24 protein-coding genes are annotated in these 26,788 nt (G+C 42.7%); 10 read left to right on the forward strand and 14 right to left on the reverse strand.

The window, feature by feature from the left end:
• Positions 1 to 190: 190 nt before the first annotated feature.
• A complete protein-coding gene (locus JWG45_RS03185) occupies positions 191 to 931 on the reverse strand; it encodes a ubiquinone/menaquinone biosynthesis methyltransferase (protein ID WP_205278335.1) in 741 nt (246 codons plus the stop codon).
• A 132-nt stretch (positions 932 to 1,063) separates the two neighbouring features.
• Here JWG45_RS03185 and JWG45_RS03190 point away from each other — a divergent pair, with 132 nt between their 5' ends.
• Together JWG45_RS03190 and JWG45_RS03195 are read left to right on the forward strand one after the other, a co-directional pair.
• Positions 1,064 to 1,588, forward strand: a complete 525-nt coding sequence (locus tag JWG45_RS03190) for a MotA/TolQ/ExbB proton channel family protein (RefSeq protein WP_205278336.1) — start codon at positions 1,064 to 1,066, stop codon at positions 1,586 to 1,588.
• On the forward strand, positions 1,585 to 1,998 hold the full coding sequence (locus JWG45_RS03195) for an ExbD/TolR family protein (protein ID WP_205278337.1): 414 nt from the start codon (positions 1,585 to 1,587) through the stop codon (positions 1,996 to 1,998). Before JWG45_RS03190 ends, JWG45_RS03195 begins: the two co-directional genes overlap by 4 nt.
• Here JWG45_RS03195 and JWG45_RS03200 read toward each other — a convergent pair whose 3' ends face one another.
• The 9 genes from JWG45_RS03200 to JWG45_RS03240 form a co-directional block, all read right to left on the reverse strand.
• Positions 1,999 to 2,343, reverse strand: coding sequence for a nucleotide pyrophosphohydrolase (locus tag JWG45_RS03200; RefSeq protein ID WP_205278338.1), 345 nt, complete (start codon positions 2,341 to 2,343; stop codon positions 1,999 to 2,001). It lies immediately after the preceding gene.
• Positions 2,340 to 3,407, reverse strand: a complete 1,068-nt coding sequence (locus tag JWG45_RS03205) for a DUF1574 domain-containing protein (RefSeq protein WP_205278339.1) — start codon at positions 3,405 to 3,407, stop codon at positions 2,340 to 2,342. Before JWG45_RS03205 ends, JWG45_RS03200 begins: the two co-directional genes overlap by 4 nt.
• 9 nt (positions 3,408 to 3,416) lie before the next feature.
• A complete protein-coding gene (locus JWG45_RS03210) occupies positions 3,417 to 4,814 on the reverse strand; it encodes an MBOAT family O-acyltransferase (RefSeq protein WP_205278340.1) in 1,398 nt (465 codons plus the stop codon).
• Positions 4,811 to 5,971, reverse strand: coding sequence for an SGNH/GDSL hydrolase family protein (locus JWG45_RS03215; protein WP_205278341.1), 1,161 nt, complete (start codon positions 5,969 to 5,971; stop codon positions 4,811 to 4,813). Before JWG45_RS03215 ends, JWG45_RS03210 begins: the two co-directional genes overlap by 4 nt.
• Before the next feature lie 15 nt (positions 5,972 to 5,986).
• Entirely contained in the window at positions 5,987 to 7,402 is a 1,416-nt protein-coding gene (locus JWG45_RS03220) for an MBOAT family O-acyltransferase (protein WP_205278342.1), read from the reverse strand.
• A gap of 97 nt (positions 7,403 to 7,499) precedes the next feature.
• Positions 7,500 to 8,879, reverse strand: coding sequence for a hypothetical protein (locus JWG45_RS03225; protein WP_205278343.1), 1,380 nt, complete (start codon positions 8,877 to 8,879; stop codon positions 7,500 to 7,502).
• A gap of 9 nt (positions 8,880 to 8,888) precedes the next feature.
• Entirely contained in the window at positions 8,889 to 9,491 is a 603-nt protein-coding gene (locus JWG45_RS03230) for an LIC20162 family protein (RefSeq protein ID WP_205278344.1), read from the reverse strand.
• Positions 9,488 to 10,639, reverse strand: a complete 1,152-nt coding sequence (locus JWG45_RS03235) for a glycosyltransferase family 4 protein (RefSeq protein ID WP_205278345.1) — start codon at positions 10,637 to 10,639, stop codon at positions 9,488 to 9,490. The genes JWG45_RS03230 and JWG45_RS03235 overlap by 4 nt, the downstream gene beginning before the upstream one ends.
• Positions 10,640 to 10,660: 21 nt before the next feature.
• Entirely contained in the window at positions 10,661 to 12,025 is a 1,365-nt protein-coding gene (locus JWG45_RS03240) for a glycosyltransferase family 87 protein (protein ID WP_205278346.1), read from the reverse strand.
• Between the two features lie 141 nt (positions 12,026 to 12,166).
• Here JWG45_RS03240 and queA point away from each other — a divergent pair, with 141 nt between their 5' ends.
• The 4 genes from queA (at position 12,167) to JWG45_RS03260 (ending at position 16,997) form a co-directional block, all read left to right on the forward strand.
• Positions 12,167 to 13,204: a tRNA preQ1(34) S-adenosylmethionine ribosyltransferase-isomerase QueA gene (gene queA, locus JWG45_RS03245; protein WP_205278347.1), complete on the forward strand. Its 1,038-nt coding sequence runs from the start codon at positions 12,167 to 12,169 to the stop codon at positions 13,202 to 13,204.
• 43 nt (positions 13,205 to 13,247) lie between these two features.
• A complete protein-coding gene (locus JWG45_RS03250) occupies positions 13,248 to 14,870 on the forward strand; it encodes an AAA family ATPase (RefSeq protein ID WP_205278348.1) in 1,623 nt (540 codons plus the stop codon).
• Between the two features lie 296 nt (positions 14,871 to 15,166).
• Complete coding sequence (locus JWG45_RS03255) at positions 15,167 to 16,561, forward strand: hypothetical protein (RefSeq protein ID WP_205278349.1); 1,395 nt, start codon at positions 15,167 to 15,169, stop codon at positions 16,559 to 16,561.
• A 127-nt stretch (positions 16,562 to 16,688) separates the two neighbouring features.
• Positions 16,689 to 16,997: a YbaB/EbfC family nucleoid-associated protein gene (locus tag JWG45_RS03260; RefSeq protein WP_205278350.1), complete on the forward strand. Its 309-nt coding sequence runs from the start codon at positions 16,689 to 16,691 to the stop codon at positions 16,995 to 16,997.
• A gap of 433 nt (positions 16,998 to 17,430) precedes the next feature.
• Here the strand turns inward: JWG45_RS03260 and JWG45_RS03265 are convergent, their stop codons facing one another.
• Entirely contained in the window at positions 17,431 to 18,876 is a 1,446-nt protein-coding gene (locus JWG45_RS03265) for a peptidase M30 (protein WP_205278351.1), read from the reverse strand.
• 363 nt (positions 18,877 to 19,239) lie between these two features.
• On the opposite strand from JWG45_RS03265, the gene JWG45_RS03270 reads away from it, so the two are divergent.
• A complete protein-coding gene (locus JWG45_RS03270) occupies positions 19,240 to 19,932 on the forward strand; it encodes a hypothetical protein (protein WP_232380496.1) in 693 nt (230 codons plus the stop codon).
• 12 nt (positions 19,933 to 19,944) lie between these two features.
• Here the strand turns inward: JWG45_RS03270 and JWG45_RS03275 are convergent, their stop codons facing one another.
• Positions 19,945 to 20,682, reverse strand: coding sequence for a leucine-rich repeat domain-containing protein (locus tag JWG45_RS03275; RefSeq protein ID WP_205278353.1), 738 nt, complete (start codon positions 20,680 to 20,682; stop codon positions 19,945 to 19,947).
• A gap of 194 nt (positions 20,683 to 20,876) precedes the next feature.
• Here JWG45_RS03275 and JWG45_RS03280 point away from each other — a divergent pair, with 194 nt between their 5' ends.
• The 3 genes from JWG45_RS03280 to JWG45_RS03290 are packed head-to-tail and all read left to right on the forward strand — an operon-like array spanning position 20,877 to position 24,285.
• Positions 20,877 to 21,461, forward strand: a complete 585-nt coding sequence (locus JWG45_RS03280; protein WP_205278354.1) for an LIC20153 family lipoprotein — start codon at positions 20,877 to 20,879, stop codon at positions 21,459 to 21,461.
• Between the two features lie 21 nt (positions 21,462 to 21,482).
• Entirely contained in the window at positions 21,483 to 22,184 is a 702-nt protein-coding gene (locus tag JWG45_RS03285; protein WP_205278355.1) for an HmuY family protein, read from the forward strand.
• Between the two features lie 4 nt (positions 22,185 to 22,188).
• Positions 22,189 to 24,285 (forward strand): TonB-dependent receptor plug domain-containing protein, encoded by a 2,097-nt coding sequence (locus JWG45_RS03290; protein ID WP_205278356.1) that lies wholly within the window; start codon positions 22,189 to 22,191, stop codon positions 24,283 to 24,285.
• Between the two features lie 450 nt (positions 24,286 to 24,735).
• On the opposite strand, the gene JWG45_RS03295 is transcribed toward JWG45_RS03290, so the two are convergent.
• Together JWG45_RS03295 and JWG45_RS03300 are read right to left on the reverse strand one after the other, a co-directional pair.
• Positions 24,736 to 25,962 carry an MFS transporter gene (locus tag JWG45_RS03295; RefSeq protein WP_205278357.1) on the reverse strand — a complete coding sequence of 409 codons (1,227 nt, stop codon included), beginning with the start codon at positions 25,960 to 25,962 and terminating at the stop codon, positions 24,736 to 24,738.
• The gene (locus tag JWG45_RS03300; protein WP_205278358.1) at positions 25,937 to 26,614 is read right to left on the reverse strand and encodes a biliverdin-producing heme oxygenase; all 678 of its coding nucleotides are present in this window, start codon (positions 26,612 to 26,614) and stop codon (positions 25,937 to 25,939) included. Before JWG45_RS03300 ends, JWG45_RS03295 begins: the two co-directional genes overlap by 26 nt.
• Positions 26,615 to 26,788: the final 174 nt, after the last annotated feature.

Raw genomic sequence — 26,788 nt, forward strand, 5'->3', positions numbered from 1 at the left:
CTGTCTCATTTCCTAAAGAGAATCGAGAATTCTCCGAAAAGAAAGGCGTGTAATTAGTAGTTTAGAAATTTTGAATATTTTACAAGCGCCGTGTTTTAGAATTCGGCATCAACTCGTAAAAACTTTCGATTGAAATGAGAAACATTCCTTCTGGAAAAAGGATTCAAAACGAAAATAGATTTTTCTATTCTTAAGAAGCCTTCTTGCCTACGTGTAAAACGGCGTTTCCAAAAACGAAGTTTTGAAATCTTACGTCACGAAATCCATTCTCTTCCAGGATCGATTTGAGTTTTTCCTGGCTCGGGTAAGAGAGAGAAGAGACTGGAAGATAATCGAACATTTCATTCTTACCACCCCAGAGAATATAACCGAGAATCGGAACGATTCTAAAAAAATAAAAATCCGCAGCCCAGCGGATGAGAGGGTTTTTTACCTTTCCGACATCCAGATTCAGAAATAGACCTCCGGGTTTGAGAATTCGATGAATCTCTTGAACGGCTTTTGTAAGGTTGTCCACATTACGAAGACCAAAGCCGATGGAAACCGCGTCGAACTGAGAATTTTTAAAATTCTTCAATTGAGTCGCGTCTCCTACTTGAAAATCGACGCGGCCTCTTTCTCCTTCTTTCCTCAGACGAGTTTTTGCGATCTCGAGCATGTTCTCGGAAAAGTCCACACAAGTCACGTGATCGACCGAAGGAGAATGTTCCAAACGAACGGAAATATCCCCGGTTCCACAACAAAGATCCATGACCTTGAGATGAGAGCCGAGATTCTTCTCGACTTCTTTTACCAGACGATTTTTCCAAACACGATGGAGTAAAAAACTGTTCCAGTCGTTGAACCGATCGTATTTTTCCGCGATCCGGTTAAAGTTCTCACGGACAAAACCTGCTTTCCTTTCGGTCTCTGGCATCTTAAATTCTGACATAGGGCTAATGAAATGATTTTTGAATCTTTCAGCTTGGCAAGAAGAGTTTTCCTCCTTTCCAAACCTTTCAAGATTAGAATGACAAACAAAGCCGAAATGACAATCTGCTCCTAAGTTTGGGGGTTTTTTCGCGTGGACGTTTTGTTTGCAAAAGGAGGATGGGTCACCGTCCTCATCTTGATTGTGAGCTTTATCAATCTCGGGCTTTTTTTAAGAGTCTGGTCTTATCTTCCGATTCTCAAAAGAAGAATTTTATTTCGTCTTCAAGACGAAGCCCAAAATGGAAATCAAAATCATTCTTATTCTTATCTCCGATCGATTTTGGAAGATTCGGAAGAGTTTTTTACAGGAGAATTTTTTGTTCCCGAGGCAATGACCGCTTGGATTCGAAACCTCGCGGGAATCGCGACGATGCTCGGACTTCTCGGAACCGTCATCGGAATTTCAGTCGCGTTTGAGGAAATGAAAAACGCCGGAACCGTAAGCCTTGAAATTTTTTCGGAAGGAATTCGTCTCGCCCTCAACACCACCATCCAAGGACTTTGTGTCGCAATCCCTTCCATCTTGGGTTTTCAATATCTGAAAACACTTTTACACAAAACCGAAATCGAAATCAAACATACGATTCAAAACGGAACGGAAGAGCGTTTCGAATGAGAAGCGGAGCGTACAAAAGAAAAACGCTTCTCGAAGGGGATGATTCTCCGCTCGACATGACGAGTATGTTGGACGTCGTCTTTATTCTTCTCATCTTTGCGATGGTTGCAATGAGTTTTCAAAAGGAAGTTCACACCCTTCCGGTTCGACTTCCGAAATCGAACGCAGAGGCAGCCGGAGTCGGTTCCAAAAAAGAAATTTTTCTCTTGAAGGACGGAAACCTTCGATACGATGGAAAAGAATTTTCGGAAGAAGATTGGAAACAAATTGTTTCGAAAGGAGAATTCAAAGAAGTTGTTCTTTGGATCTACGGGGATCAGGAAGCCGACTACGGAAGATTCGTATTTGTCGCGAACAGTCTAAAAAACGCGGGTCTAAAAGAATTACACTTAGCCGTCAAAAAGGAATGATCAAGATTGAAGTTTCGGATTTTCTTTATGCCGATCCTTGTCTCTTTCCGTATTTTTTTGCAAGGTGGCGTTGAGCGCGTCTTCCAAAGAAATTCCCATCTGATTGGCGAGACAGATCAAAACAAAAAGAATATCTCCCATTTCTTTTGAAATTCCGTTCGGATCTTCTCCTTTTTTAAAGGACTGATCCCCGAATTTTCTCGCCATCAGTCTCGAGAGTTCTCCGACTTCCTCCATCAGAATCGCGAGATTTGTGAGTTCGGAAAAATAACGAACCCCGAAATTTCGGATCCATTCGTCCACTGTTGTCTGCGCTTCATTGAAAGAGAGTCCGTTTTGTTTCAACGTCTTTCATCCAAGTGATCGATTAGAATTTCAGTCGGTTCGGGGTAACATCCTCCGCTTAGATGATGAGGATCGATGAATTTCTGACATTTCACCTGTTCGCGGAATCCGTTCATATCCAGAGGAAACACATTCTTAAATTCTAATGTTTCTTTGCGAATTTTTTCCCAGGAAGGATAAAATTCGGCCGACTTTACGCGAGATTCCAAACCGGAATATAAAAGCGGAGACCAAAGAATCACTTTGATTCCGTTCTTTTCCGCGGTTTCCAAAAAATGAAAAAGAAATCGTTTTTGTACGTTCGAAATTTTGACGTAACGATAGACATCGTTGTAATATTTCGCGGCTTCTTCCTCGAGTTTTTCGGGGGGAGTGTTCGCCAACAATACGTTCGGGATTCCTCCGTTGAACTTATCGGATTCGTTCATCAAAAGATTTTTGATAGCGAGCATCATTTCTTTAGAACTCGGATCCTTGATTCTCTGCATCGCCTCCTTAAATCGAGGAGGAAAGACGGTAGTTCTAAAAACTCTCGATCTTAAAAACGTATCCCAGTCGTTCGTAGAAAACTCGTTCGCATAACGCAAAAAATACGCAAGATCGTAAGAATATCGCAGCGGATAACGATTGCAGAAATCGGTCATCGAATCCGGATAAAATTCTATGACCGCGTAGTCGGGTTTGATTCCGGCGGATAAAATCTTTTCGAGATTGTAGTTGTGATACGAGAACGGCGCGGAAGGAGCCGAAAAATTATAAACGATCAGATCCTTTCTTTTTTTGCGGATCGTCTCCAATGAGAATTCTCCCATGTGGGAAGTTCCAAAAAAGATCAGAGTTTTTTCATCCGGCTTTGCAGATTCTTTTTGTTTTACCAATGCGGCAAGAACTCGGTCTTTCATCTCGTAGAAATAATATTCAGCGCCTGCCTCTGTATAAGGTCTTATCCAATCCGAAGAAAGAAATCGATCCAAGGAAAATGCAAAGGAAAAAAACACGAGAGGAACCCATAATAGTTTACTGTGAAAAAAAGGAAGGATGACTTTGGGTTTTTGCTTACTCATGATTCTTCCTCAAAACTGAAAGTAGATAAAGTCCTGTCCTTTGCCCGCGTAATTGGAAAGGAGAAGAACCAAGATGATGAGAAAAACGGCGACGATCGTTTTTTTATACCGATAATAGAACCTCGGAGTTTTCTCGAAGTATTCGAGCGTGTGCAAAAGAAAACCTCCGATCAAAAACGGCGCCACCAGATCGGTTCTTAATACGTGTTTGGCGGGCTCGGCGATCCAAATCAAACCGTTGTTCAGAATATACCAAGTATCTCCGAGATTTTGAGATCGAAAAAAAATCGCTCCAATCACAAAGATCGAATAGATAAACGAGGCTCGGATCACAAACCAAACGATTCCCTTTTCGGGTAATTTAGGAATTCCTAATTTATCCATCAGACGATCTATCACCAAACAAACCCCATGCCAAAAACCCCAGATCACATAGGTCCAACTCGCTCCGTGCCAAAAGCCGCCTAACGTAAATGTGGCGATTAGGTTTAGATACACTCTCGGCTCGGAAGTCCTCGATCCACCCAGAGGAATGTAGATATAATCCCGAAGCCAGGTCGCAAGTGTGATATGCCAACGTCTCCAGAGATCCTGAATGTTCTGACTAAAAAAGGGAGCCCGAAAGTTTACGGGAATGTTAAACCCCATCAAAAAAGCGCAACCCCTCGCAATGTCCGTGTAACCGCTAAAGTCGCAATAAACCTGCCAAGTAAATCCTTGTACAGCCAAGAAGAGAGAATAGTTATCATACTCGGACGGATTTCGAAAAACGGGATCCACCAAGGAAGCGATGTTATCCGCGACTAGAATTTTTTTCGCGATCCCAAGTCCTAAAAGATAAAGCCCCGCATAGACAAAGGAAGGTTTGATTCTTACCTTATCCAAAATCGGAAAAAAATCCTGATGTCTCATGATCGGTCCCGCGACCAACTGAGGGAAAAATAGAATAAACAAAACGAATCGGAAGAATCCGGTGTCTTCTGCGATTTTTCCGCGATAGACGTCTACGACAAATGCGATGATTTGAAACGTATAAAAGCTGATCGCGAGAGGAAGAATGATCTGAAAACTGAAATTTTTCTGATCTAAAAATCCCCAGTGCGTCCAAGCATAAAAGTTTTCGGTAAAGAAGTAGAAATATTTAAAAACCGCGAGGTTAATCAGATCAAGAATTACGATCGCGCGCAAGACTCCGAGGCTCTTGTTTTTAAAAAGACTTCGAACCGCGAGATAATTTATATAAAGAATCGCTAATAAATGGAATAGAAAGGGAACACTCCAAGTCGCGTAGAATACGAGAGAGGCGATTACGATCACCCATTCCCTGTATTTCCTTCCGTTGTAAGCCCAATAACAAAGATAAACGACTAAAAAGAAAAGGAGGAAGAGTGTGGAAGTGAAGATCATTTCTTTTCCTTTACGAGAGTCTCTTTTAAATCTTTCGCGAACGCGTGACTCAACTTTTCCATTCCCAGCTGATTGAGATGGATTAGGTCGTAATAATAATCGCCGTTATCCGGTCCGTCCAAAAGTGTTTGATAATCGAGAAGAGAAACCGGTTTTGCGGGATTGATTCTTTGCAATTCTCGTTTCCAGACTTGATTTCTTTCTTCGAGTCTCCATTCTTGGATGAGTTGACTGTAAGGTGCGACGACTCCGATGATTTCGATTTCCTGCCCGTTTTCCTTTCCTATTCTTCGAATTTCATCGTGTAGAATCTTCAATCGATCGAAGTATTGTCTTGTGACGTCGTCTTCTACTGCATTGTTTAGAGGATTACTTGAGAGCACGCAGGTATCAAAGATTGCCTTTTTGTGAAATCGATCCGAACCTTCTGGGATCGGTTGTCCGTTCGCCGGATCCGTTTTTGCAACGCAGTCAGGTACGTCTTTGATCGGATACATGCTGATCTTTTCTTTGTAAGAATTCTCGTAGTCCCACGGATCGAGATTCTCCTTTCTAAAACGTTTTCCGATATCCTTGATTCGTTTGGAAGGACTCAGGATTAAATCCTGAATGTCCCTTCGATACGCGATCGATTTTAATGTGATGTAAGCAAGGTCGTCCGCTTTGACTTCGTAACCGAAATCGTAAATTCTTGGATACACTTGCAAACGATCAAACTCCGAGATCATCGCGAGCGTATGCAAGTTTAAGATTTTTTGACCGACCCAAGGAGTTGTGATTTCGAAAACGTGCACAACGGTTTTTACTTTTTTAAAGTGGGGAAGCGTTTTTAGCACGGCGAGATCTTGTACGATCAACTCCGTTCCCGGAATCGCGACGGATTGAATTTTTTTTCCGAGAGGTTCCAATTCTTTGTTAAGAATCGGAAGCGACAATCCTTGATAGGCCACCGAAGTTCCTACGATGAGAATGTCCGGATCGAATTCCTTTTGTTTATCGATTACGTGATTCGTAATTCTAGAAACGTTAGCGGCATAAGAATTTTTTTTCAGGAATGGTCGGTAACAACCAAACTGCATTCCCGTTTCTAAAAAAGTAAGGATCAAAACCGGAATCCAAAATTTGGAATCTTTCAAAAATGCAAGATATTCTTTCATAGCGGATATGGTTTCCTAAAACGCAAAGTAGAGAAAGCTCTGGCTTTCCGTGATTCCGAAAATCAAAAGCATGAATACGTTCGCGAGGAAGAATAGGATAAACTTCCAACGACTCTCGACGATCTTCTCTATATTATTTTTTGCAAAAAGATAAGAAGCCGCAAAACAAACAATCAGTAAAAGTCCGTAGGTATAATTGGTATAACCTTTTACGGAAGAGAATCCGCCAGGAACCCAGAACACAAGCGCCTTCATCATCGGGATCGCCTTTTCCATCGTCTCAGCACGAAACATGATAAATCCGAACGTTAGGCAAAACATCGTAAATACTCTCGCGGCGATATCGTAGATTCGACCACCTTTTTCATTTAAGAATGCGGCGACCTTGGTTCTACCATATTCTCGATTGACGAGGATCATAATTCCCTGCCACAAACCCCAGCCGATGTAGTGATACGCCGCGCCGTGCCAAACTCCCGCAAAGAACCAAGTGATAAAAATATTTCGATATGTTAAGAATACGGAACCTCTAGAACCGCCTAACGGGATAAAGATGTAATCCCGGATCCAAGTGGAAAAGGAGATATGCCAACGAGACCAGTGATCCGTTATATTTCTTGCGACCATCGGGAAGTTGAAGTTCGGATCAAACTTATAACCGAAGAGTCTCGCCACTCCGATCGCGATGTCGGTATAACCCGCGAAGTCGAAGTAGATCTGCCAACCGAATGCAAGTGCGCCCGTCCAGATCTCGATCGGATTGAGGGTCGCGTGATTCTTAAATGTAAAATCGACGACCTTGGCTAAATTGTCAGCAAATACGATCTTTCTCGTAAAACCGATCAGAATCTGACAGAACGCGATTTGAATGTCTTCCTTATTGACCGGAAGTGGCATATCCAAATCCCGAAAGAAAGTCTGCGCACGAACGATCGGTCCCGCAACGAGTTGCGGAAAGAAAGAAACGTACAACGCAAAATCGAGAAACGATTTTTTGGCTTCGATCTGACCGCGATAGACGTCGATTGTATAACTCATGGATTGAAACGTATAAAATGAAATCCCAACCGGAAGAATGATATCGTAGTAAGCAAATTTAAAACCCGCAATCGGAGTCAGGTCGTTTACAACTCCCAAAAGAAAATTCGTATATTTAAAGTAGGCGAGTAAACCGAGATTTGTGACAAGAGATAGGACCAGCCAAACCTTTCTCGCTTTCGAACCTTGAGGAGACCCGGAAATTTTTAAGGAAGCGAAATAATCAATAACGATCGAATAGAGCAAAAGAAGAATGAATTCTTTTCTCCAAGACATGTAAAAATAAAAACTCGCTCCTAAGAGAAAGATTCTTTGGATCTTACCCTTGAGCAGATGATTGAGAATGAGAACTACTGGGAAAAAAAATAAAAAGTGAAGGGAGTTAAAGAGCATGGTTCGTCTTGATTCAGTATTTTAAAAGACCTGAAGAGCAGTTTTTCAAAATAGAATTTCCTTACAACATCAATTTAAGGGTTTCCAACCTTTGATTTTACCATTCAAAAAGACCGGATTTTACAGACTCCGGAGGATAAACTTTTTCAGGAAGAATCGCTTCGAGTTTAAATTCGATTCCTTCGATATAACTCACCGATTTTTTTGAGGAACGAGGATAGGTTGAATACGAAAAATTCACAAGAAATAAAAGTAATACCCAAATGATAAGAAAGGAGTGAAAGACCGCACGACTCCCGAAAAGAAAAGACCGAAATTCCAAAGACTTCAAGGTAAGACCTGCGAGAAGAATCATACCGATGGAGGTTCCCACCCAGAACTCGAAAAAGTAACCTTCCCACCAAGTATAAAACAAAATCGAAGGAACGAGCCAGAAGGACAATAGAATCGTCTCGTTTCGAAAACGTTTCCAGACATTCTTAAGATTCAAAAGAAAAAGAAGAAGAATCGAAATCCAAAACGCAAGATTCAGATTGTAAGGAAGAATTTCCCGATTCTCCCATAAATTCAATCGCACCCTAAGTCCGCTCTTCACCCCTTCAAAGTTCAAAAACGCGTCTCCGATCCCGCGATAAAAATTCAGAACGTAGTTTTTAGATTCCGGAGAATTTCCCCACTTGTCCTTGGTCGCGTATAAGAAGAGCCAGTTTGCAAAGTTCTTCTCGCTGTCGAGAGGAGCTGAAAGATTTCTGTTGAGGACGATAAATCCCACGTAGAGATAGGAAAGTGTAAGAGCTCCTACAAGAGCAAAACAATACACAAACGCAAAGCGAAACTTCCAAGAAAGTTCGAATTCTTTTCCTTTCCAAGTTTTAGAAAGAAGAATGGAGATCGGAACAAGCGGTAAGAATAAAATATCCGACTGATGAAAGTAGACGCTCCAGAGTTGGATTCCGAACAAAACCAAAAGAGAAACGGGAGAATGTCCCTTTCTCGCAAAATATACGCAGGACAAATACAAAAGAGCCGTGAGACAGGAATGGATCAGAGGAGTATCGTTGTGTTGTGCATAAAACCAAAACCCCTGTGAGAAGTGAATCGCCAGACCCAAGATAATCGCGCCTAATGTGTCCGAGTAGATCTTTCGATACAACCAGACAAAACAAAACAAAAATACGAGCGCTGAAATCAAAATACGGAGTCGGAGTCCGAACATGACCGAATCCTTTCCCCAAAATTCTCTCCAGAGCTTGAGATAAAGATAACCGGTGCTTTCGAAACCGAGGTGATGCGGGTTGTAAAAAATTCTCCAAGTAAGATCCGAATTGATATTGTAGGCGTAGACGATCGCGTCCCAGTCGTAGTGCCGGGAAAGAAACCTCAGATCAAACAAAAACACGGAAAAGATAAAAAGAATCAGGAAGGAAAAAAAGATTCGATTTTGAAGAGCGTTTTTAGTTCCCGAGAAAAAATACATTCTACAATTCTAATATTGAAATAAAGAAGAAATCAAATTACGATTTTGACCGCGAAAAAAATACGGGGAAAGAATTCCTGACTGCGACGCGACACTTTCCGATCTCAAATCGGGGGTTACGATCCAAATTCTTTCCAAGCCCAGAAGTCTTCGCAAAACACCCGTTTTGTGAACGATCTGAACTCCGCTCTGTTTACGATTCCACTGAAACACATCCTTTCCAAAAAAACTTCTCGTTTCCACGGAAAGTAAATCTCCTTTGAGAGATACCCTGGTAAAACAGGTTCGATTGATAAATCGAACCCAGTCCAAAAAGAAGGCGAGGCCGATATAAGCGAATGTAAGATATCCTACACTTTGATACAAAAGAGGATTTTGCAGGATCGGAAGATTCAAAACTTTAGGAATTAAGAGAAAGTCCGTGAACTTCTGAAGATACAAAGCTGACAAACCGCCTAACAGATAACAACCGTAGAGAATGGCGCCGACGAGAAGGGTCGTCAAGATCGGAGGGATCGGATTGATTCTTAAATCGAGGGAAACTCCGAAGGAAGTATCGTTTGTGTTCAACGATTCCCAGCCGGAATAAATTCTTTTTTCGTTTTGTTTCATGCTTTTTGAGGATGTAATTCCTTTCTGTGTTTCCAAAGATCGATCAAACCATCTTCGATTTTTTTTGCGGTCTGATCCCAAGTCCATTCGGAAGCGTTCCAAACTTCCGGTCTTTCCAACTTTCTCTTTTTGAGTTCGGATAAAGCCAGAACCCAAGAATTTACGCTGAGAGGTTCCGCAAACAAGTCCACCTTTCGATCTAAAATTTCATGAAAGACGGGAATATCCGATGCGACGCAGAGTTTGCCTTCCCGAAGGGCTTCCAACAAAGGAAGACCAAAACCTTCATGAATCGAAGGGAACAAAAAGGAAACACAGTTTCGATACAACCAAGCGAGAACTTCGTCCGCCGGATTTTCTACGAAATAAATTCCTTCCGATTCCAAGGTTCCTTCTTTTAATAACTCGGTCAGACCTTCGGACTTCCATCCTAAACGACCCGCGATCACAAGAGGATACGGAAACGAAGGATCCTCTTTTTTGAGCCCGCGATATGCGGAAACAAGAGTTCCCAAATTCTTGCGAGGTTCCAGGGTTCCGATGGTAAATAAAAAATTTTCAGGAAGTTTACGAAGAGGCTCTCGAAGAATCGGAAACGAATCCACTCCCGGATAAACCACTTTTAATTTAGAATCTATCGCCGGTCTGAATTTAAGAATATCGTTCCTTGTGTTTTCGGAAAGACAAAACACAAGGTCCGCTTTTTTCAAAGTTCTGGGAGAAAGAATCCGGTGTTGCCAATAGTTCGCAGTCGTCATCGTTTCAGGAGCCGAACGAAAGTTGAGATCATGATAATTGACGGCGGTTAAAGCGCTTCCGCAAGAGAAGGGCAAAAGCTGAAGGGTTCCCCAAAAAAGATCGAGACGATCTTTTTTGATTCTTCTTGGAATCGTCCAATTCAACCAAGCCACACCGGGAAGTTTCCCCGTTAGAAAAAATCTCGAGTTTTGGTTTGAAAGAATATCATAAAATACTGTATGAATCGGTTTGTTGGAATAGAGATAGTATTCCAAAGGGGATTCGTTCGTTATCAACCTTCTCAAAACTTCGGCGAGATATCTTGAATTGCCGGTGATTCCGTAAGCGAGAGGACGTACGTCCACACCGACCCTAGGTTTGTATTTGAGTTCGTTCGTTCGAATCGTCATCTTTGTAAGAATTCTTTTTTTTTATTTTTCCGTTTGTAGTTCCGAATCCGGAATCAACAAAAGAAGGACATACTGAAAAATCGCAAAATAAAGAAGATAAGAAGCCATCATCAGCTTTTCTTCCGTTCCTCCCCCGATCACCGATCGATTGGAGAGAAGAATTCCGATCGATCCGATTAGAAAGAAAAAACTCACTTTATCATTTGCAAACAAGATCTTAACCGAAGCAAAACTTTTTTTCAGAAAAGAATCGGAAACGATTTTCCAAACGGGCAACACTTTCACTTCCACAAAAGACCAAAGTCGATTGAGAAGAATCGCGGAAGGATACAAAAGAAAAACAAAAGCGTGCACCCAAGAAATTCCGCTAAAGATGATCGAAAAGACGAACAAACAACCAAGAGTCAGTTCTTCCTTACGTTTTGCAAAAACTTTCCAAAAGAAAGGAATCACAAGACCCAAGGAAAGAATATAATAAATTCCTTTTACAGCTTTTTCGGGAAGTTCCGCAAGCGGATATCCGAGTTGGGATTGATTGAGAACGTCCGCGTAATTGAGAAAATATTTTGCGAGAGTCGCGTTCAAACTCTGATTATTCTTCCAAGCGCGAAAGAGAGGAGACTTGAGATAATTGTCTAAGATCAACTGTTTCCAAGTCAAGGTCATCTCGATCGTAAAACCCGGAGCATAAATACAAGGAAGAAGAATCCAGAAAACTGAAAATACAAACGTATAAAAAACGGCCCAATAACGTCTTTGCATCAAAAAGAAAAGAACAAAGGCTCCCGGAGTCAACTTGATCACGATCGCAAGTCCGAGCAACAAACCGGACAACCAATCCTTCTTTGTATGTACGGAAGCCAAAATCAAAAACATCAAAAGAAAACCCACTTGGTTGTTGTTCTGATGATTTTCCAAAAAACGAAGATTGAGAAGACAAAGAACTACGACAAAAACCAAATTCCCTTGGATCCGAAGCCGGATCGAAAGGATGTATAAAAAACCGACAAGCGCCAAAAAATTCAAACTCAGAAAAACCGCCGAGGCGACTTGGTAAGGAAGAAAAGAAATCGGAATCAGCAAAAACGCAAACGTAGGAGGATAGATGTAAGAACCCAAACCTTCCATCATATCTTTGAGTTGTGTAAAAACCTTAGGGGTAAACGCTTCTTCGACTTTGATTTCTCCCGTTTGAAGCTTTTCGAGAATCTCATCGATCTGTTCTAAGTTGTATAAATTATTTCCTTCGGTAAAACGAACGGATGCGTTGTAGTAGTCTCTGAAATCGGAACGGTTCCCCGCTTTGGAAATTCCATTGATGAAGAGGAGGGAGAAAAACAAAATCGTTCCTGCAAGAATCCAGGTTTTTCGGTCTCTCATTTGCATTCTGAAACACTTTTGGATCGCACCCGAAAAGCCAACCAATAAAATTCTCCTACATTCCCGCGACGATTCTCAAAAAGGAATCTTTCTCTTGTTAGAAAAAAGATTCACCCGTGAGCATTCTCCAAATCCACTGCAAATAGAATGTTGTTTTCCGATCTCAATGAATTTGAATTCGAACTGCAAGAGGAAAGAATCGCACGCTATCCGGCAAAGAATCGGGACGAGAGTCGACTCATGGTGGTCAACGTTGGTTCCGGAAAAATCCACACCGAGGACACATTCAAAAATATCATCGCTTATCTGAGAGAAGGCGACGTCTTGATCGGAAATCATACCAAAGTCAGTAAACGCCGCGTTTATCTCAAAAATCAACTTCGAACCCACGAAGCGATGTTCTTGGAACCCAAGGACGGACTTTGGAGATGTAAGATTCGAAATTCTAAAAAACTAAAAACCGGGGATCGGCTTCAAGACGTAAAAACGGGACTTCGCTTTTTTCAAGTGGAGGGAAAAGAAGAAGAATTCGTTTTTTTAAAACCGGACAAGGAACTCAAGGAAGAAGACTTTCAAGAGATCGGTGAAATTCCGATTCCTCCCTATTTAAAAAGAGACGCGAACTCCGAGGATGAAATTCGTTATCAGACTCTTTTTGCAAAAACCCCCGGCTCTGTTGCAGCTCCTACAGCCGGTCTTCATTTTTCCGAATCTTTGTTTCAAATTCTAAAAGAAAAAAAAATTCGGATCTGCACCTTGGAACTGACCGTGGGTTACGGAACCTTTCAACCTCTCACGGAAGAAAATTTTCAGAAAAAAAAATTGCATCGAGAAGAATTTCTTTTGGAAGAATCGAGCGCCTCCATTCTTAACCTCGCGAAAAAAGAAGGAAGAAGAATTCTTTCTATCGGAACCACGACGCTTCGAGCCTTGGAATCCACATACGATCCCCTTACAAAAACATTTCGTTCCGGAGCCGGTGCGACCGAACTTTTTTTGCAACCGGGAGACAAATTACAAAGTTGCGAAGGTCTGATCACAAATTTTCACTTACCCGGTTCGAGTCTTCTTTTGCTCGTCTCCGCGTTCGCCGAAAAGGAACTGATCTTACACGCGTATCAAAAAGCGATCCAAGAAGAATTTCGATTCTATTCCTACGGAGACGCGATGCTGATCCTCCGGTAGATTGTGATTGATAACCGAGGGGAATTAGGGAACAATCGTCACAGTGATAAAAAGAATAACCTCCGCTCAGGCAGAAATCAAACTTCACGCGGGAAAACAAAGACCCAAAAACGGTCTTCCCGATTTTTTGGCGTTTCACAGAGAAGAACTGAGTTCCTTACCGAAGGCTCTGGAAAATCCGGGCATCCTTTCCAACATTCTCATAACCGGTCCGGCCTTAGAAGCAAACCTTACCTTACTTCAAGAATACATCTCCAATCTTAAAAAAGGAATCAAAGTTGTCTGCGATCCCCATCCTGGATTCTTAACTCTCGCAGGTTTTCCAGGAAACTCGGAATACCGCGCGGGCAAAATGGTGGAAGCCGACGGCGGTTATTTACTGCTCCCAATGCGAGCCCTTACGGAAGATCCGAATCTATACTTTCTCGTAAAAGGAGTTCTGCAAACGGGAAGTATCGACTTTTTGACACTTCCTGAAATGACCGGCTCGAAAGAGATGAATCGTTTTCATCCTTCGATCAACACACGCTTTCGTCTGATTCTCGTGGGAGAAGAAGGAGAAGTGGACTTTATCACCGGAGTCGATCCCGACTTCTATGAAAGTTTTTCTTTTAAGATTCATCTTCCCTACGAAGCTGTTATGAAGAGCAAGAAGAATCTTCAGCTCTTCGGAGGACTCATTCATTCTTGGGAAAAGCCCGGTTATCCGAGTTTCGATTCTTCAGCGGTCGACGCGTTACTCGAAATCGCTCTTCGTTGGAACGACAGCAGGGCGAGACTTTCTCTTTCCTTCGCAGAACTTCGTACCTTTGTGGGGGAACTTCTCGTCCTTTTTAAAAAGGAAAAAAAGACGATCACTCGCGCCCAAGTAGAATCCGCAATCCCCACGATCGAAAAAAGAATCGCGGTTCACAAAAGAAGATATCAGGAAAGTGTTCGAGAAGGTCTGACTTCGATTCAACTCAAAGGAAAAAAGACGGGAAGAATCAACGGCCTTTCCGTCATCCTTCTCCATTCTTCTTTATCCGATTTTGGTCAGGTCAACCAAGTTTCCGCGCGTGTCGCCTTAGGTTCCGGAAATTTTATCAACATCGAAAGAGAAGTCAATCTTTCGGGAGACTTACACGATAAGGGCGTATTCATATTACAATCTTATATTAAAGGAATGTTCTCCCATATCCAGTCCTTCGGTTTGGACGCTTCGATATTGTTCGAACAAAACTATTCTCCGATCGACGGAGACTCCGCGAGTTGTGCGGAATTACTCGCAATTCTTTCGGCGCTTTCCGGTTTGGAAATTCCGTGTAACATCGCGGTGACAGGAGCCCTTTCTCAGTATGGAGAAATTCTTCCCGTGGGTTCGGTAAACACAAAGATCGCGGCTTGGTTTGATATGATTCAGATAGTTGGGAATACAAAGGATAAATACAGGGTTTACATTCCGACTTCGAACCTTCGCGATTTGAATCTTCCCGCTCACATTCGAAAGGCCATCGATAAAGGAAAATTCCAAATTTACACTTGTTCTCATGTGGAAGAATTGATTCCGGAAGTTTTTGGGATTCCCGCGGGAAAATTCGGCAAAAACGGAAAATATCCTCAGGGAAGTCTGTTCCACATGATAGAGGAAAGAATCGATCGGAAAAAAGAAGAAGAGCACGAATGAGAAATAGGCCTTGAGTGTCGATGGGACAGAATTCAATAAAAAAATTCTTTCCCGCTACCCCCTCGGTTTTGAAACTGGATGGAAGGAATCAATCTCGTTTTTTTTGAATTATTTTCGCTCTGCCTCCGCCACAAAAGGCCTTTCAAACCTTGGAAAATTCAAATGATAACCAAAATGCTCTGGGAAAAAGAATGCTTCGTTTTTTGGATTCTTTAAAAAATCTTCGTCCTATACCAGACTTGCATTTGTAGGTGATCCTTCGACTCTGATTACCGATACTAAATAATGATAAGAAAATGAGACTCATCGGGGCGATCAACATTCAATCCTCCTTGCTGGTCAGCGGCCTGTCCGCACTGGGACTCGGTGTTCTCATTTCTATCGCTCAAGTCAAAACCCCCGACAATGTTCCCAAAATCGATTCCTTTCCGATGGAGGAAAACGACAGCCCTTCCAAGTTCCAGCCGACTTTGAAGGAAAAAGTGGAAGAACGAGCCAAGGACGTTCAGGTTTTTCAGATTCCGGGTTCTCGCAAAATCGATCTCTTGGAAGAATGGGAAAGATCATCCTTTGGAATCCAAGAAGACCGAGGTTCTAATTTTGCAAAATTTGGGAACGGTTGGAGCCCTTTTCCTTCCAAGGATTCCCTTGCTTGGAATCAACCGGATTCTCTTTTTAACGATCAGAATACAAACTGGACCGGAGCGCGCTTTTTCGGAGGAAAACAGGGAAAGGTTCAATTGAATTCTTCGATTCGTCCTTCGTCTCCTTTTTCTGAACTGGCTCCTTCCCTTCGTGGAAGAAAATCGGATCCTTTTGGAACCGGAGATAAAACTGGCATCCACCAATCCACGTTAGACAACTTTGAACTGAGTTATTCCGTCACACCCGGAGTGGACGCGATTCTTAAAACCGGAAACTCACTTCCTTATACCGCCGATCAAAAAGACATTGGGTATTCGATGGCCGGTTTTTCCTTTAAACCCAACGATTATATCAATACAAAAATCGTCTCCGGAAGTTCTTTCGGAAATTCGAGTATGGCCTCCAGTCGTTTTCTTTATTCTTCTCCCGGATCCAATTCTCAAGCGTTCAATACGGATCCGAGCATGGGAAACAATCCGGTTCTTAGAAATCAAGCGATGGGAAACAGTAGCGGGCGTGTGATCGAATGGCAGGCGAACATCCAACCCATCCGTCGTCTTTCGTTTCAAACTTCGGTTTTGAATAAGGAAAAAGAGAAGGGTCTTTACAACCCGGAAGCAGCACGCTTTTCGATGTTCATCGATTTTACAAAAATCATTCTCAATATTCGTTATAGTTATTCCGCCGATCCTACTACGAGAAACAACGGCCTTTATATGACTCCGGAATCGGACGCGACTACCTTGGGTTTTACGATGCTCTTGGATCCCGCCGGAAGATATTCTCTCTTTCTCGGAAATAACTACTACAATCTCCTCTCTCAGAGAAATACCGGTATCAACACGCAAACGGACGAACCGCTTCGTTCTTTTTCAGCCGGCTTTCGAGGAAAGACGAGCTTTCAGAACGCGATCTTTTTTATGAACTTTCGAAACAATCTCTCCAAGGGTGTGATCTACACCGACGTCGGTCCGTTCCGTCTTCCGGCTTATTCACAATACTATTCCGAATACTTCACTTCTCTGGGAATGGAGTTGTCCTTCTAAGTTTCTTTTCTGGTTGCCGGTTTTTTGGCGTTCGGAAATTTGATTGGATGAGGAGCTCCTACGCGAAAAAAAAATCGCGGAATGTAATTCTTCTTAAAAATACAATAGGTTCAAAAGGAATTAAAGAATGTTTGGAAACAAGTTAGAATCCCTAAAGCAGATGAATCAGATGCGCGTGAAAATGAAAAAAGTGGAAAAGGATCTCATGGCTCTCTCTTTCGAAGCAAAGTCGAAAAACGATCTCGTAACTTGTATCTCCGACGGGAAACTCAACATCAAAGACATTCTCATCGAAGACGAACTTCTCGCAAAAAACGATAAGAAACTTTTACAAAAGAGTATCAAACAGGCGGTTACACGTTCTCTCGAGCTCGCGCAAAAAGCCGCGGAAGAAAGAATGGCAGAATTTCGCGGAATGATCCCGGGAATGGAGTGATTCTTGTTAAAAAAATGAAGTCCGCAGCGAGTTAGATCACAAACGGCATTCCAACTTCCAACCCGGCTACAATTTTTTTGAGAAATATTTTGTCGGAACAATCGTTTCGAGTGGAATGAATTTATACATCATAAGAAATTTCTTATAGAGTTTGCACGAACCCAGATACGAAAATTTGTAATAGCTCCTACAATAAGTCTTAGATAACGGCCCTATACCCTTTTTGAAGAACGTTCAGTCGAACCAAACCGAGGGAGTTCCCACAAATTACAAGCTTCTTGTTTGAAACCAACTTGCAACGTCGTTCCCGAGATTGTAAGAGTTCCCACGCTTTTGGGGATTTCAGAAGAATGTGCAGCGCATTTCCGCGGAAAGAATTGTTTCCTGTAAAATCGATTCAACTATCAGAAATTTCTCAAAAACAAATTCGAAGTTAATTTGTTCGATTTCTTTCGGAAGCGTGAAAGTATTCGAGGGGACAGATGATCTCCGGACCGCCCGTTTCCGGAAGAAGAAAAATTTCTCCTTCGTCTTCCGTTCTCGTTACGGATTGAGAAACCTGACCGAGACGATACGGATCTGCGTTTACTTGCAAAATTTTTAAACTCGGAGCCGTCTTTTTCAAAAGGACCACGCCCGGTTGAGTTCCGGTGTTACTCCGATTCTGATCGATAAAATGAAACTGACCCGGTTTGAGAATCGAAAGGGGAAAAATGAAAGGAAGGGGTTGTGTGTCATACAATTTTCGAAGTTCTCCTCCTTCTTGATTCGCAGAAGGAAAGGGAAGGGCCGATAAAACGGATTCCATTCCGGTTTTAAAACCGGCAGCTCCCGCAAAATCCACCCCCAACTGCGCTTCCGAAAGAGTCGTCTCTCCCGTCGATAACCAGAGAAATGCCGCAAACAAACGTATGAAGGAAGTTTCTCCGGAAACCCCGAGATCGTTTTTCTGGGACGCGGAAAGCGAATTTACCGCAGAAGAAGAAAGAAAAATTTCGGCTAAACTCTGAGCGTCTTTTGCCCTTATGGAAGGACCGGAGACCGTCTTTTTAAAGAAAGAATTTCTTTCCTGAAGATTTGCGCCAGAAACCGTATAAAGATATTTTATAAAAGCGTAAGCAAAAGAATAATCCACAATCGACGAAAAGTTGCCGGACCCGAAGATGCTGGAACCGTTTACACCTCTCGCACAAACTCCTGAGACGTTTCCTCGGTAACACTCGATACGATTCGTCTGCGGAGAATATCCAGCGATATCGCTCGCAACCTCGCTCGTTCCTTCGTTCAACCAGGTTTCATCCCGAGTCTTTTGGGAAAGATAATCGGGAAGTTCGTATTGAAATCGAATGAGGTGCTGGAATTCATGTGCGATCGTGGAAAGGATCGTATCCGGTTTTCCGGAAGCCAGATCCTTTTCGGCCAATTCTTTCAACTGCACGGAGTCTATATAAAGAATTTCTTTTGTATTGGAACGTATTCCCGATCGTGGATCGTCCGAAAGAAAATCGAAAGGATCAAAAAAACCGGCTACAAAGGAACCGCCCGGTTTACTTCCGTCACGGATGTCCAAAAAGAGAATATGAACCTTTCCGCTCTGATCCATATCGGAAGGAGCTCCGAAAGCGGCGCTGAGTTTTGGAAAAATTTTCAGATCGAATTCTCGGATTATATTTTTGTAATCCAGATTTTGCTCTTGTCCGAATTCGGCGTAGACTGAAACATTTTCTCCTTCTCCCACAAAACTCGCCTGAAGACAATAAGATGCGTTTTTTGTAATGTCCCTTACCCAAAATTTTCCGGGGCCGCTACAGCTGATCGCAGTGAGAATCAAAGCCTGGACGTACTGAGCGCCTAACTTTTGTTTTTCGGAAGGAAACAAAGACGGGAAAACACCCTCCAAAGAACAAGAATTGAGAAAAAAAAGAAAAATCGAGATCCCCGAAAAAATTACAAGATTGTTTCGACAATTTCGCTTCATCGAAAGGATAGGACGAAAAAAGAGAACCAATCTAGAACGTTGACTTAAGGAGAGCGGTCCAGAGGATGTGAAAAAGAATCCCGACATGTGTTTTGTAACGAAGGGAGAGCGGAAACTGAATCGAGATTCTCTCTTGCCCCCGTAACGTGTCAGGATCTTTCTCCCTCTAAACAGGAGCAATCAACATTGGATAAAATATTTCCTATCGATTCCTTTTTAAAACGCAAGAAATACTCGATTCTGATCGGAATTTGGATCCTCGCGATGCCGTTTTGTTCCTCAAGGGAGGAGAGGATCGAACAATATCCAACTCCATTCTTAAAAATTCCCCCCGGAGAATACTATTCTAAAATTCAAAAATTAGAAGAGGGTTATTTCGTTAGACAATTGTTTTTAGATACAAACCCGTCAAAGAAGAATCCGAAATTTATCTTTACGCAACTGAGCGTCACCTTGAGCAAAAATCGGGAGGAGACGAGGATCGAAGGAATCGCCAAACCTTCCAAAACCGGTTTTCAACTCGTTCCGGAATCTTGCAGAGTTTTTACAAACAGAGAATCCGGAAACCGTTGGGCGCTCGTTCGTGCTTACGACTGCGATCATCTCGTTTTTGAATTGGAATCGAAAAAACAAAACTTCATTTCGATCCATCCGGATTTTATTCCGGGAACACCCTCCGGAGAATATAGAAAGGCGATCTCCTCCGATCCGAGCCGGATCAGTGCGCTCGTTTTGGAAAGTGGGGGAAAAATTCTCGAAGTCTGGGGTCTTCGATTGTCGAGAGTCCGCAAAAACGCCTCCATAGTTTTGGAAAAAGAAAACGGGAAACGTTACCCTGTAAGGGCTTTGGAAACGATAGAAACAACGGGACAAGTCACAGCCGAAGGAGTTCCCGTGGACAAAGGGGACATTTTGCTTTATTCAAACCCCGGCGAATCGAGCCCTCTTTCTTATTAATTTTTTAGAATATTATAAATTGCTGTAATAGTTAGGGACCAATTTCAGATAAGGAAGTTGGATCCGAATCCAGTCCAATTCCTCTTTGGAAATATTCAAACCCGACCATTCTAAATAACGAAGGTCTTTCATGTCGTAGATATATTTGATTTCTTTGATTTTCGTGTTCCCGATTCTCAGCTCGAGAAGATATTTACAACCGGAAATAGACTCCAAAGAAGCGACTTCGGTTCCACGGATGTCCAACTGCCTGAGTCTGCAGTCAGGACCGATAAAGGAAAGATCCTTGATTTTGGTTTTGTAGAGACCGAGTTTTGTAAGAGCTCCTACACTCGGATAACGAGAAAGATCCTTTTCGTCCACGTCGGTCCGATTCAAATAGAGGCTGTGGAGAAGGGGAAGTTTTGAAAGAGGACTCAAATCCTTAACCTTGGTCCCGTTGATGTTGAGAAAACCGACCGTTTTTAAGGCGCTCAATTCTTCTAAGTTCTTAAAATCGGGGTGAAGAATTTCCAGAGAAACCAAATTCCTAAAATCGCTCAATCTCGACGTGTCCGGAAATTCATCCTCGTCAAAACCGATCCAACGCACCTGATATGGATAGTATCTGAGAATCTTTCCTTCCCGAGAGAATACGGGAATCGCTCCGGAAATCGGGTCTTTCTCTAAAATTGAACAAGAAAAAAGACAAAAAGGGAGGATCGCAAGGAAAATCGTTCTAAAAAAAATACCCGCGTTACTCGAAATCATTCTACAAACGATTGAGAAACGGGTTGGAAGAAATAGAAACCAAATTCTAAATCGCTTCCAAAATGTAAAAAGGCTTTCCTATAGAACGGGTTCTGTGAGATTCTCCTGGAAGCATTCCTAAGAATTACTGATATTGAGTTTGACTCTCATATTCACATTTTGAGAATGGTTTTCAAATGGCAGAAGGAGAATTCATGAAAACTATTCAAAAGATCGCAAAGACGACCCTTATTTTCGGCCTCATCTTAGGCACCCTCATTCACTGTAAAAAAGAAGATAAGGAAGAAATCGACCCTATCACTCTACTTTTATTGGGACTCACCGCCAATAGTTACAATTGTTCCGCAAACGTAGGAGGGAGAGTTTCAGGCCTTCCCGCAATGACTGCAACCACTTCTGTCCAAACCCTCGTTTACGGCAAGGTTCCATTTGTAAATCACTCGATCGCCGCGGTAAAATTCTCAAATGTGAAGGCCGGGGATCAGATCTCTTTTACCGGAAGGAATGTCGCTGACTTTGACGAAGGGACCGCAAATAACGTGAATGCGCCGTTGGTTTACAACACCGCATCTTGTCCCCTATTGGATTCTGCTTACGATTCTGCAAGAACTTCTTACACAACTCCGAGCGAAGGTCAATATGGAAGCGCCGCAGGAAACGGCCCCTACGTTTACACTCTGAACGCTACAAAAGGCGGAGACTATTACTTCGTTTTTTACCTCGCAAGTAGAACCGCGGAACCGCCGACTACAACGTTTCAAATCACTCTGAAAAACTGAATTTCCTTTTTGGTATTTGCGATGAAACGAATCTCGAACTTCAAACACCTTTGGAAACAAATTCGTCTGGGGTTCGGGATCTTAATCCTTTTATCTTGTGCGAGACAAAACCCGGCCGTGGATGAAACCGAACTCGCGATGAGACAAACTCTGCTCGCTCTTCAAAAACAATTGGAAGATGCAGCGATTTCAAGAATCCTTTCCACCGAATCCAACGGTGACGGTTCTTATACGACGAAGGTAAGAGCGATTTCGTATGACGTCTGGATCAAATTTAGTTTTGCCAATTTATCGCAAGTCTCAGCTCCCGATACGGCGGGAGGTTGGGACGTAGGATTTCAGAGATTCAAACTTCAGACAAACAGCGGTCTGACCAATCCGACAGGAAACGGAGGGGCTTGTATGACCAATCCGGTCCTTACCGATTTTAACGCCGCTTCGGCTAGCTCTTCCACGACCTTGGGTTGTACAAACGCCAACTTTTCCAAGGACACAAACGTTTCCGAAGTTGCGGCAGGCGGAGTGCAGACCGAATATGTAGGAAACGACGTACTCAACAAATGGTTTAACTACACTCTCGCTTTTTTACAACCGAATAATAAGATTTTTATAATACGTTCCAATACCGGCAACGAATATTATCTTTTTCAAATCACCGGCTACTACAGTTCCGAAGGGACATCGGCTTATCCCACAGTAAAATGGAAACAGATCCCTTACTAATTTCATGTCCCTAATTCAAAAACTTCTTCAACACAAGGGAATTTCGGTTCTTTTTCTGTTTCTTCTTCTTTCACCCTTACAAGCTCAAGACGACAAAACCAAAAAGGAAACTCCGATTCCCGAAAAGGAATCGCCTAACACGACTACTGTGAAGCCGGAGCCGAACGGAGCCGAAACCCAAAAAGAGAACAACGGACAAGAGGATTCTCAAATCGTCGTTACGGGATCCCGCGGTGAAAGAAGACTCAAGGATTCCACTGTCGCAACGGAAGTGATTTCGAGAAAGAAGATCGAAGCGAGCGGCGCGAGAAACGCCGCCGAAGTTTTGGAAACTCAGCTCGGAATCGACGTGGTTCCTTTTTTCGGCGGATCGAGGGTCCGAATGTTGGGTATGGATTCACAATATGTCCTGATTCTCATTGATGGGGAAAGAATTTCGGGAAGACTCAACAACGCAGTCGACCTAAGCCGTTTTAAAGTTCAGAATTTGGAAAGAATCGAAATCGTCAAAGGAGCTTCTTCCGCGTTGTACGGAGCCGACGCGATCGGAGGTGTGATCAATCTCATCACTCGGGAAGCGGATAAAAAACTCAGCTTCGAGATAAGGACCACTTACGGAAACGGAAGCCGGAAAAACTTCAATACCGAAGGAGAATTCAATACCACCGCAAATCTGGGTTTTCGAAACGAGCTCGTAAGCGGTAACGTTTCCGCAGGTTACAATAAAAATCCGGGTTATCGTCTGGTTCCGGATTCCCTCGCGACTACCGGAAACGCGTATCAGGATTTGAATACGGGGATGAATCTCACGTTCAATCCGGACGGAAAGTTCAAGGGTAAGACAAGAATTCTCTATCAACACAGGGATCAAAACGGAGTCGACGTCACTCAGTCCAAAGCAATCTTCGATCGAAACAACAAAACCCACGACTTTCTCGCGACCGGCGCCCTGGAATACGGATTCGGGAGAAAGAATCTGATCTCTTTTCGGGGAAACATTTCGAAATGGGAAAACAAATACTACAATAACCAAAGAGGTTCGGATGAGTTGGATGTAAAACAACTCAACGCTGAATTGACTTCCCAAGGTACCGTTCAGTTAGACTGGCAAGCCGCAGAAAGACATTTTATCACCGCGGGAGTAGAATCCTTCGCGAACGAATTAGAATCCGATCGTTTACAAAACCGCTTTGTATATCGTACACGAAGAGCGGCATTCTTTCAAAACGAATGGACGGTTTCCCGATCTCCCAGAATTCGAATCATACCCGGTGTTCGTTACGATGACGATTCCCAATTTGGAAATCAGACAACTCCCAAATTGGCCGCACGTTATGATATCCTTCAAAACCTGGTCTGGAGAACGAGCTACGGAAGGGGATTTCGTCCTCCTAGTTTTCAAGAATTGTATCTTCGTTTTGAAAATCCCGCCGTTGGTTACGTCGTGGAAGGAAATCCGAATCTAAAACCCGAAAAATCGATCACGGTCAATTCCGATCTTGAATACAGTCCTTTTAGTTTTCTTACACTGTCCTTGAGTTTGTATCGAAACGATATCATCAACTTAATCCAATATAAATTCGATTCCAACCAAGGAAGGGAATTTTCCCAGTTTCAATTACAGAACATCGCGAAGGCCTACACGCAAGGAGGAGAGCTCGGCGTTCAATATCGTTTTCTAAAAAACTATACTCTTGAACTCGGTTACAATCAAACCGATACGAGAGATCTTACGACCGATCGTCCCCTGGAAGGAAGGGCTCTTCACCAAATTTCGGCGAACTTTATCTACAATTCTCCAAGCGGATTTCAATTCAATCTCCGGGGAAAACACCTGGACAAAAGACCCTTTTACAGTTCGACCAATAACCTTTCAGCGGCAGGACAAGACTATATTCCGACCGAAGTTAAATTGAACGAAAATCCGCCGGTGACATACGGAAAACCATTCACGATTATCAATCTAAGAATGGAACAAAAATTCTTCGAAAAACAATTTGCGGTGTTTGTGGGAGTGGATAACGTCCTGAACGAATACGAACTCGCTTACAATCCCACAAGACCTAGATTTTATTACGGCGGTCTTTCAGCCCAATTTTGATTTTTTGAAAATCGCAGATGAAGAGTTTCGATCCTTCCGCTTAAGAACGTTAGACGACATTTCGAGCAAGCTATCTTTTTGAACCGCATGCTCTCGTTTCATTTTTTCGAACAAATGTCTTCCCGCAAAGTCTGAAATAAAATCCTGGAATTTTCAATCATTCAAAGAATGATCCCGGGTCGGAAAAAAGGAAGAACCGAAACTCTTGAATGATCGAACGATTCGGAGTATGTCCAAAAATTCGGAACCACTTTTGACAACGTTTATCGACCTCATACGAAAAAACGCGGGAGTTCCCGCGGATTACGTTTTTTAGCGGTTTCGTTTTGTTAAATTCTTGTTTTTGTTTGAGTTCCTACATTCCGAACTTTTCGGAGAGGTTCCAAGTTTCGAACCATAAAGAGCGTTCAATTCTGATTCCATCAAAATTTAGAAAAAACTTTTACCTTTCTAATTTTCTTTTTGATTCAAAATTTTATAAAAGGGAATACTCACGATCACGAGGAGAATCTGAGCGAGACCGAAAACAACGGCGGTAAGGGAAGAACTTCGAAACCAAGAAATGGAATCCGAAATTTTATCAAGTCCAACGGAGGAAATTGGACCTAGAAAAAAACCCAAGGAGCCGATTCCAGTCAAAGCGGACATTACGATTCCGTTATTCTCACGATTACAAAGAGAGGATGCCAAACGCAAAGAAGTCGCAAACATAAGCCCCGCCCCCAAACCGCAAAAAAGAAGCGAGATCGTAATCCAAACAAGAGAATGAAACGTTCCGGAAAGAGTCAATGCGACGCCGTAGATCAAAGAACCGAGAGCCACCGGAAAATACTTTCCGGTTTTTTTGGAAAGGCGGATCGCCGGATAAGACAAAAGCGCCATTGGAAGAAAAACGAGGGAAAGTAAACGTCCCGTCTCCGAAGGATTGAGTAAAAATTCTTCTCGAAGACGAAGATTGAGGGAGCTCATAAAATAACCGGATGTAAATCGATCTAAAAATTGAAACGCCATCGGAAACAAAAGAAGCGGATGAGAAAGAAAAATGATTCCGGATTCTTTCCAAGAAGTATGTTTTTTGGAGGTTAGGTTTTCCACTTCGGGAACAAAACGATATACTACGAAGGCGAGAAACAAAAGGATCCCCGAACCCGCGTAAAAGGGAAGATAAGGATTTTCTTTTCCTAAAAATCCAAGGGAGATTCCGACCGCGCCTCCCAAAGAAAGAAGCATTCCTGAAAAGCCCATCAAAGCTCCCCCTTTGAGTTTTAAAGAAAATCCACCTTGTTCGAAATCGGCGACCGAAGCCAAAAGCAGACCGATCACAAAAACGTGGGCTCCTCCTTCTAAAAAACGAAGACCCAAAAGTAAGGGAAGATTATCCGCGTATGGAAGAAGACTTAAGACGAGGGCGTCTAAAAAACAGAAAAGGATAATAAACTTTTTTCTAGTTCCGAAATGATCCGAAAGAAAACCTGCAATCGGGGAAAAGAAAAAAGATCCGAGCATCGCGACGCTCAAAAACCAGGCAACCTCGCTGTTGCCCGATTGAAATCGATCCTTTACAATTTCTTTAAATACGGGAACGATCATCGTAACCGGAAGCATCGCCAAAAAGATCGCCCCCGGTAAGAAATAGACCGAACCTTTTTTTTTATCCTTTGGAGAGGACGGAGTCATAGGTTTCCTTTCCGATCGCGGCGATCAGGTCTTTTTCCAATTCCGAAAAAATTCCTTGGTTCAAAAGAAAAACCTGTTTCGATTCGGAAAGAATATTCTGCTTTTCCGAATCGTCAATCGGAAGCGCGTCTAACGCGGCTCTGTAGTTTTGTTTAAAGCCGTTGATGTCCGTAACCTGCGGAAACTCGTAAAAAGCGATTCCTTCTCCTTCCGGAAGTGCGAGTGCGCGGCTCGCTACTTTCTTGAGGATCTGACCTCCGGAAAGATCGCCCAAATAACGCACGTAAGAATGGGCCACGAGAAGAAGAGGTTGTGTTCCGGAAATTTTCCGGATTCTATCCACGTAAACCTGAGTGGCGGCAGTGGGCTTGTGATCTTCCGGTTTCCAAGATCCGAAAAAGAACTGAAGATCCTTTAATATTGCGTCCTTACGGTTGAGTTCCGGAAAGAAGATCGATCCGAGAACGGGGTCTTTCGAATGGAGCTCCAATTCTTTTTCTAAGGCCTCATAGACAAAGTAGAAGGCTTCCAGATGTCTCGAGTAGGTTCCTTTTTCCAAAACACCTTTCATAAAACAGCGAATAAAAGCCGAGGTTTCTGCGGATCTGTGCTCCTCGGAAGTTCCTTCTCGAAGTAAAGTAGCTAAGTTCATTTCGTATCTCCTGACAATACTGTGACAATTCTTTTTATTTGATACTGAGAATCAAACTTATTTTCTGAAAATGGAAATTCTTCGTAGAGGTTGAGGTGTAGGAACTCACACAATTTCCCTTTTCAAAATATAATATTGATATATCGTTATCATTATTGACAAAAAGAAAACCTT

Source organism: Leptospira ainlahdjerensis (assembly GCF_016919175.1).
GTDB lineage: Bacteria > Spirochaetota > Leptospiria > Leptospirales > Leptospiraceae > Leptospira > Leptospira ainlahdjerensis.

Excerpts from the sequence above, each read along its gene's own strand:
- JWG45_RS03185 (WP_205278335.1), bottom strand. The coding sequence starts at position 931 with ATGTCAGAATTTAAGATGCCAGAGACCGAAAGGAAAGCAGGTTTTGTC.
- JWG45_RS03195 (WP_205278337.1), top strand. The coding sequence starts at position 1,585 with ATGAGAAGCGGAGCGTACAAAAGAAAAACGCTTCTCGAAGGGGATGAT.
- JWG45_RS03205 (WP_205278339.1), bottom strand. The coding sequence starts at position 3,407 with ATGAGTAAGCAAAAACCCAAAGTCATCCTTCCTTTTTTTCACAGTAAA.
- JWG45_RS03210 (WP_205278340.1), bottom strand. The coding sequence starts at position 4,814 with ATGATCTTCACTTCCACACTCTTCCTCCTTTTCTTTTTAGTCGTTTAT.
- JWG45_RS03215 (WP_205278341.1), bottom strand. The coding sequence starts at position 5,971 with ATGAAAGAATATCTTGCATTTTTGAAAGATTCCAAATTTTGGATTCCG.
- JWG45_RS03220 (WP_205278342.1), bottom strand. The coding sequence starts at position 7,402 with ATGCTCTTTAACTCCCTTCACTTTTTATTTTTTTTCCCAGTAGTTCTC.
- JWG45_RS03225 (WP_205278343.1), bottom strand. The coding sequence starts at position 8,879 with ATGTATTTTTTCTCGGGAACTAAAAACGCTCTTCAAAATCGAATCTTT.
- JWG45_RS03230 (WP_205278344.1), bottom strand. The coding sequence starts at position 9,491 with ATGAAACAAAACGAAAAAAGAATTTATTCCGGCTGGGAATCGTTGAAC.
- JWG45_RS03235 (WP_205278345.1), bottom strand. The coding sequence starts at position 10,639 with ATGACGATTCGAACGAACGAACTCAAATACAAACCTAGGGTCGGTGTG.
- JWG45_RS03240 (WP_205278346.1), bottom strand. The coding sequence starts at position 12,025 with ATGCAAATGAGAGACCGAAAAACCTGGATTCTTGCAGGAACGATTTTG.
- queA (WP_205278347.1), top strand. The coding sequence starts at position 12,167 with ATGTTGTTTTCCGATCTCAATGAATTTGAATTCGAACTGCAAGAGGAA.
- JWG45_RS03255 (WP_205278349.1), top strand. The coding sequence starts at position 15,167 with ATGAGACTCATCGGGGCGATCAACATTCAATCCTCCTTGCTGGTCAGC.
- JWG45_RS03260 (WP_205278350.1), top strand. The coding sequence starts at position 16,689 with ATGTTTGGAAACAAGTTAGAATCCCTAAAGCAGATGAATCAGATGCGC.
- JWG45_RS03270 (WP_232380496.1), top strand. The coding sequence starts at position 19,240 with ATGCCGTTTTGTTCCTCAAGGGAGGAGAGGATCGAACAATATCCAACT.
- JWG45_RS03275 (WP_205278353.1), bottom strand. The coding sequence starts at position 20,682 with ATGATTTCGAGTAACGCGGGTATTTTTTTTAGAACGATTTTCCTTGCG.
- JWG45_RS03280 (WP_205278354.1), top strand. The coding sequence starts at position 20,877 with ATGAAAACTATTCAAAAGATCGCAAAGACGACCCTTATTTTCGGCCTC.
- JWG45_RS03285 (WP_205278355.1), top strand. The coding sequence starts at position 21,483 with ATGAAACGAATCTCGAACTTCAAACACCTTTGGAAACAAATTCGTCTG.
- JWG45_RS03290 (WP_205278356.1), top strand. The coding sequence starts at position 22,189 with ATGTCCCTAATTCAAAAACTTCTTCAACACAAGGGAATTTCGGTTCTT.
- JWG45_RS03295 (WP_205278357.1), bottom strand. The coding sequence starts at position 25,962 with ATGACTCCGTCCTCTCCAAAGGATAAAAAAAAAGGTTCGGTCTATTTC.
- JWG45_RS03300 (WP_205278358.1), bottom strand. The coding sequence starts at position 26,614 with ATGAACTTAGCTACTTTACTTCGAGAAGGAACTTCCGAGGAGCACAGA.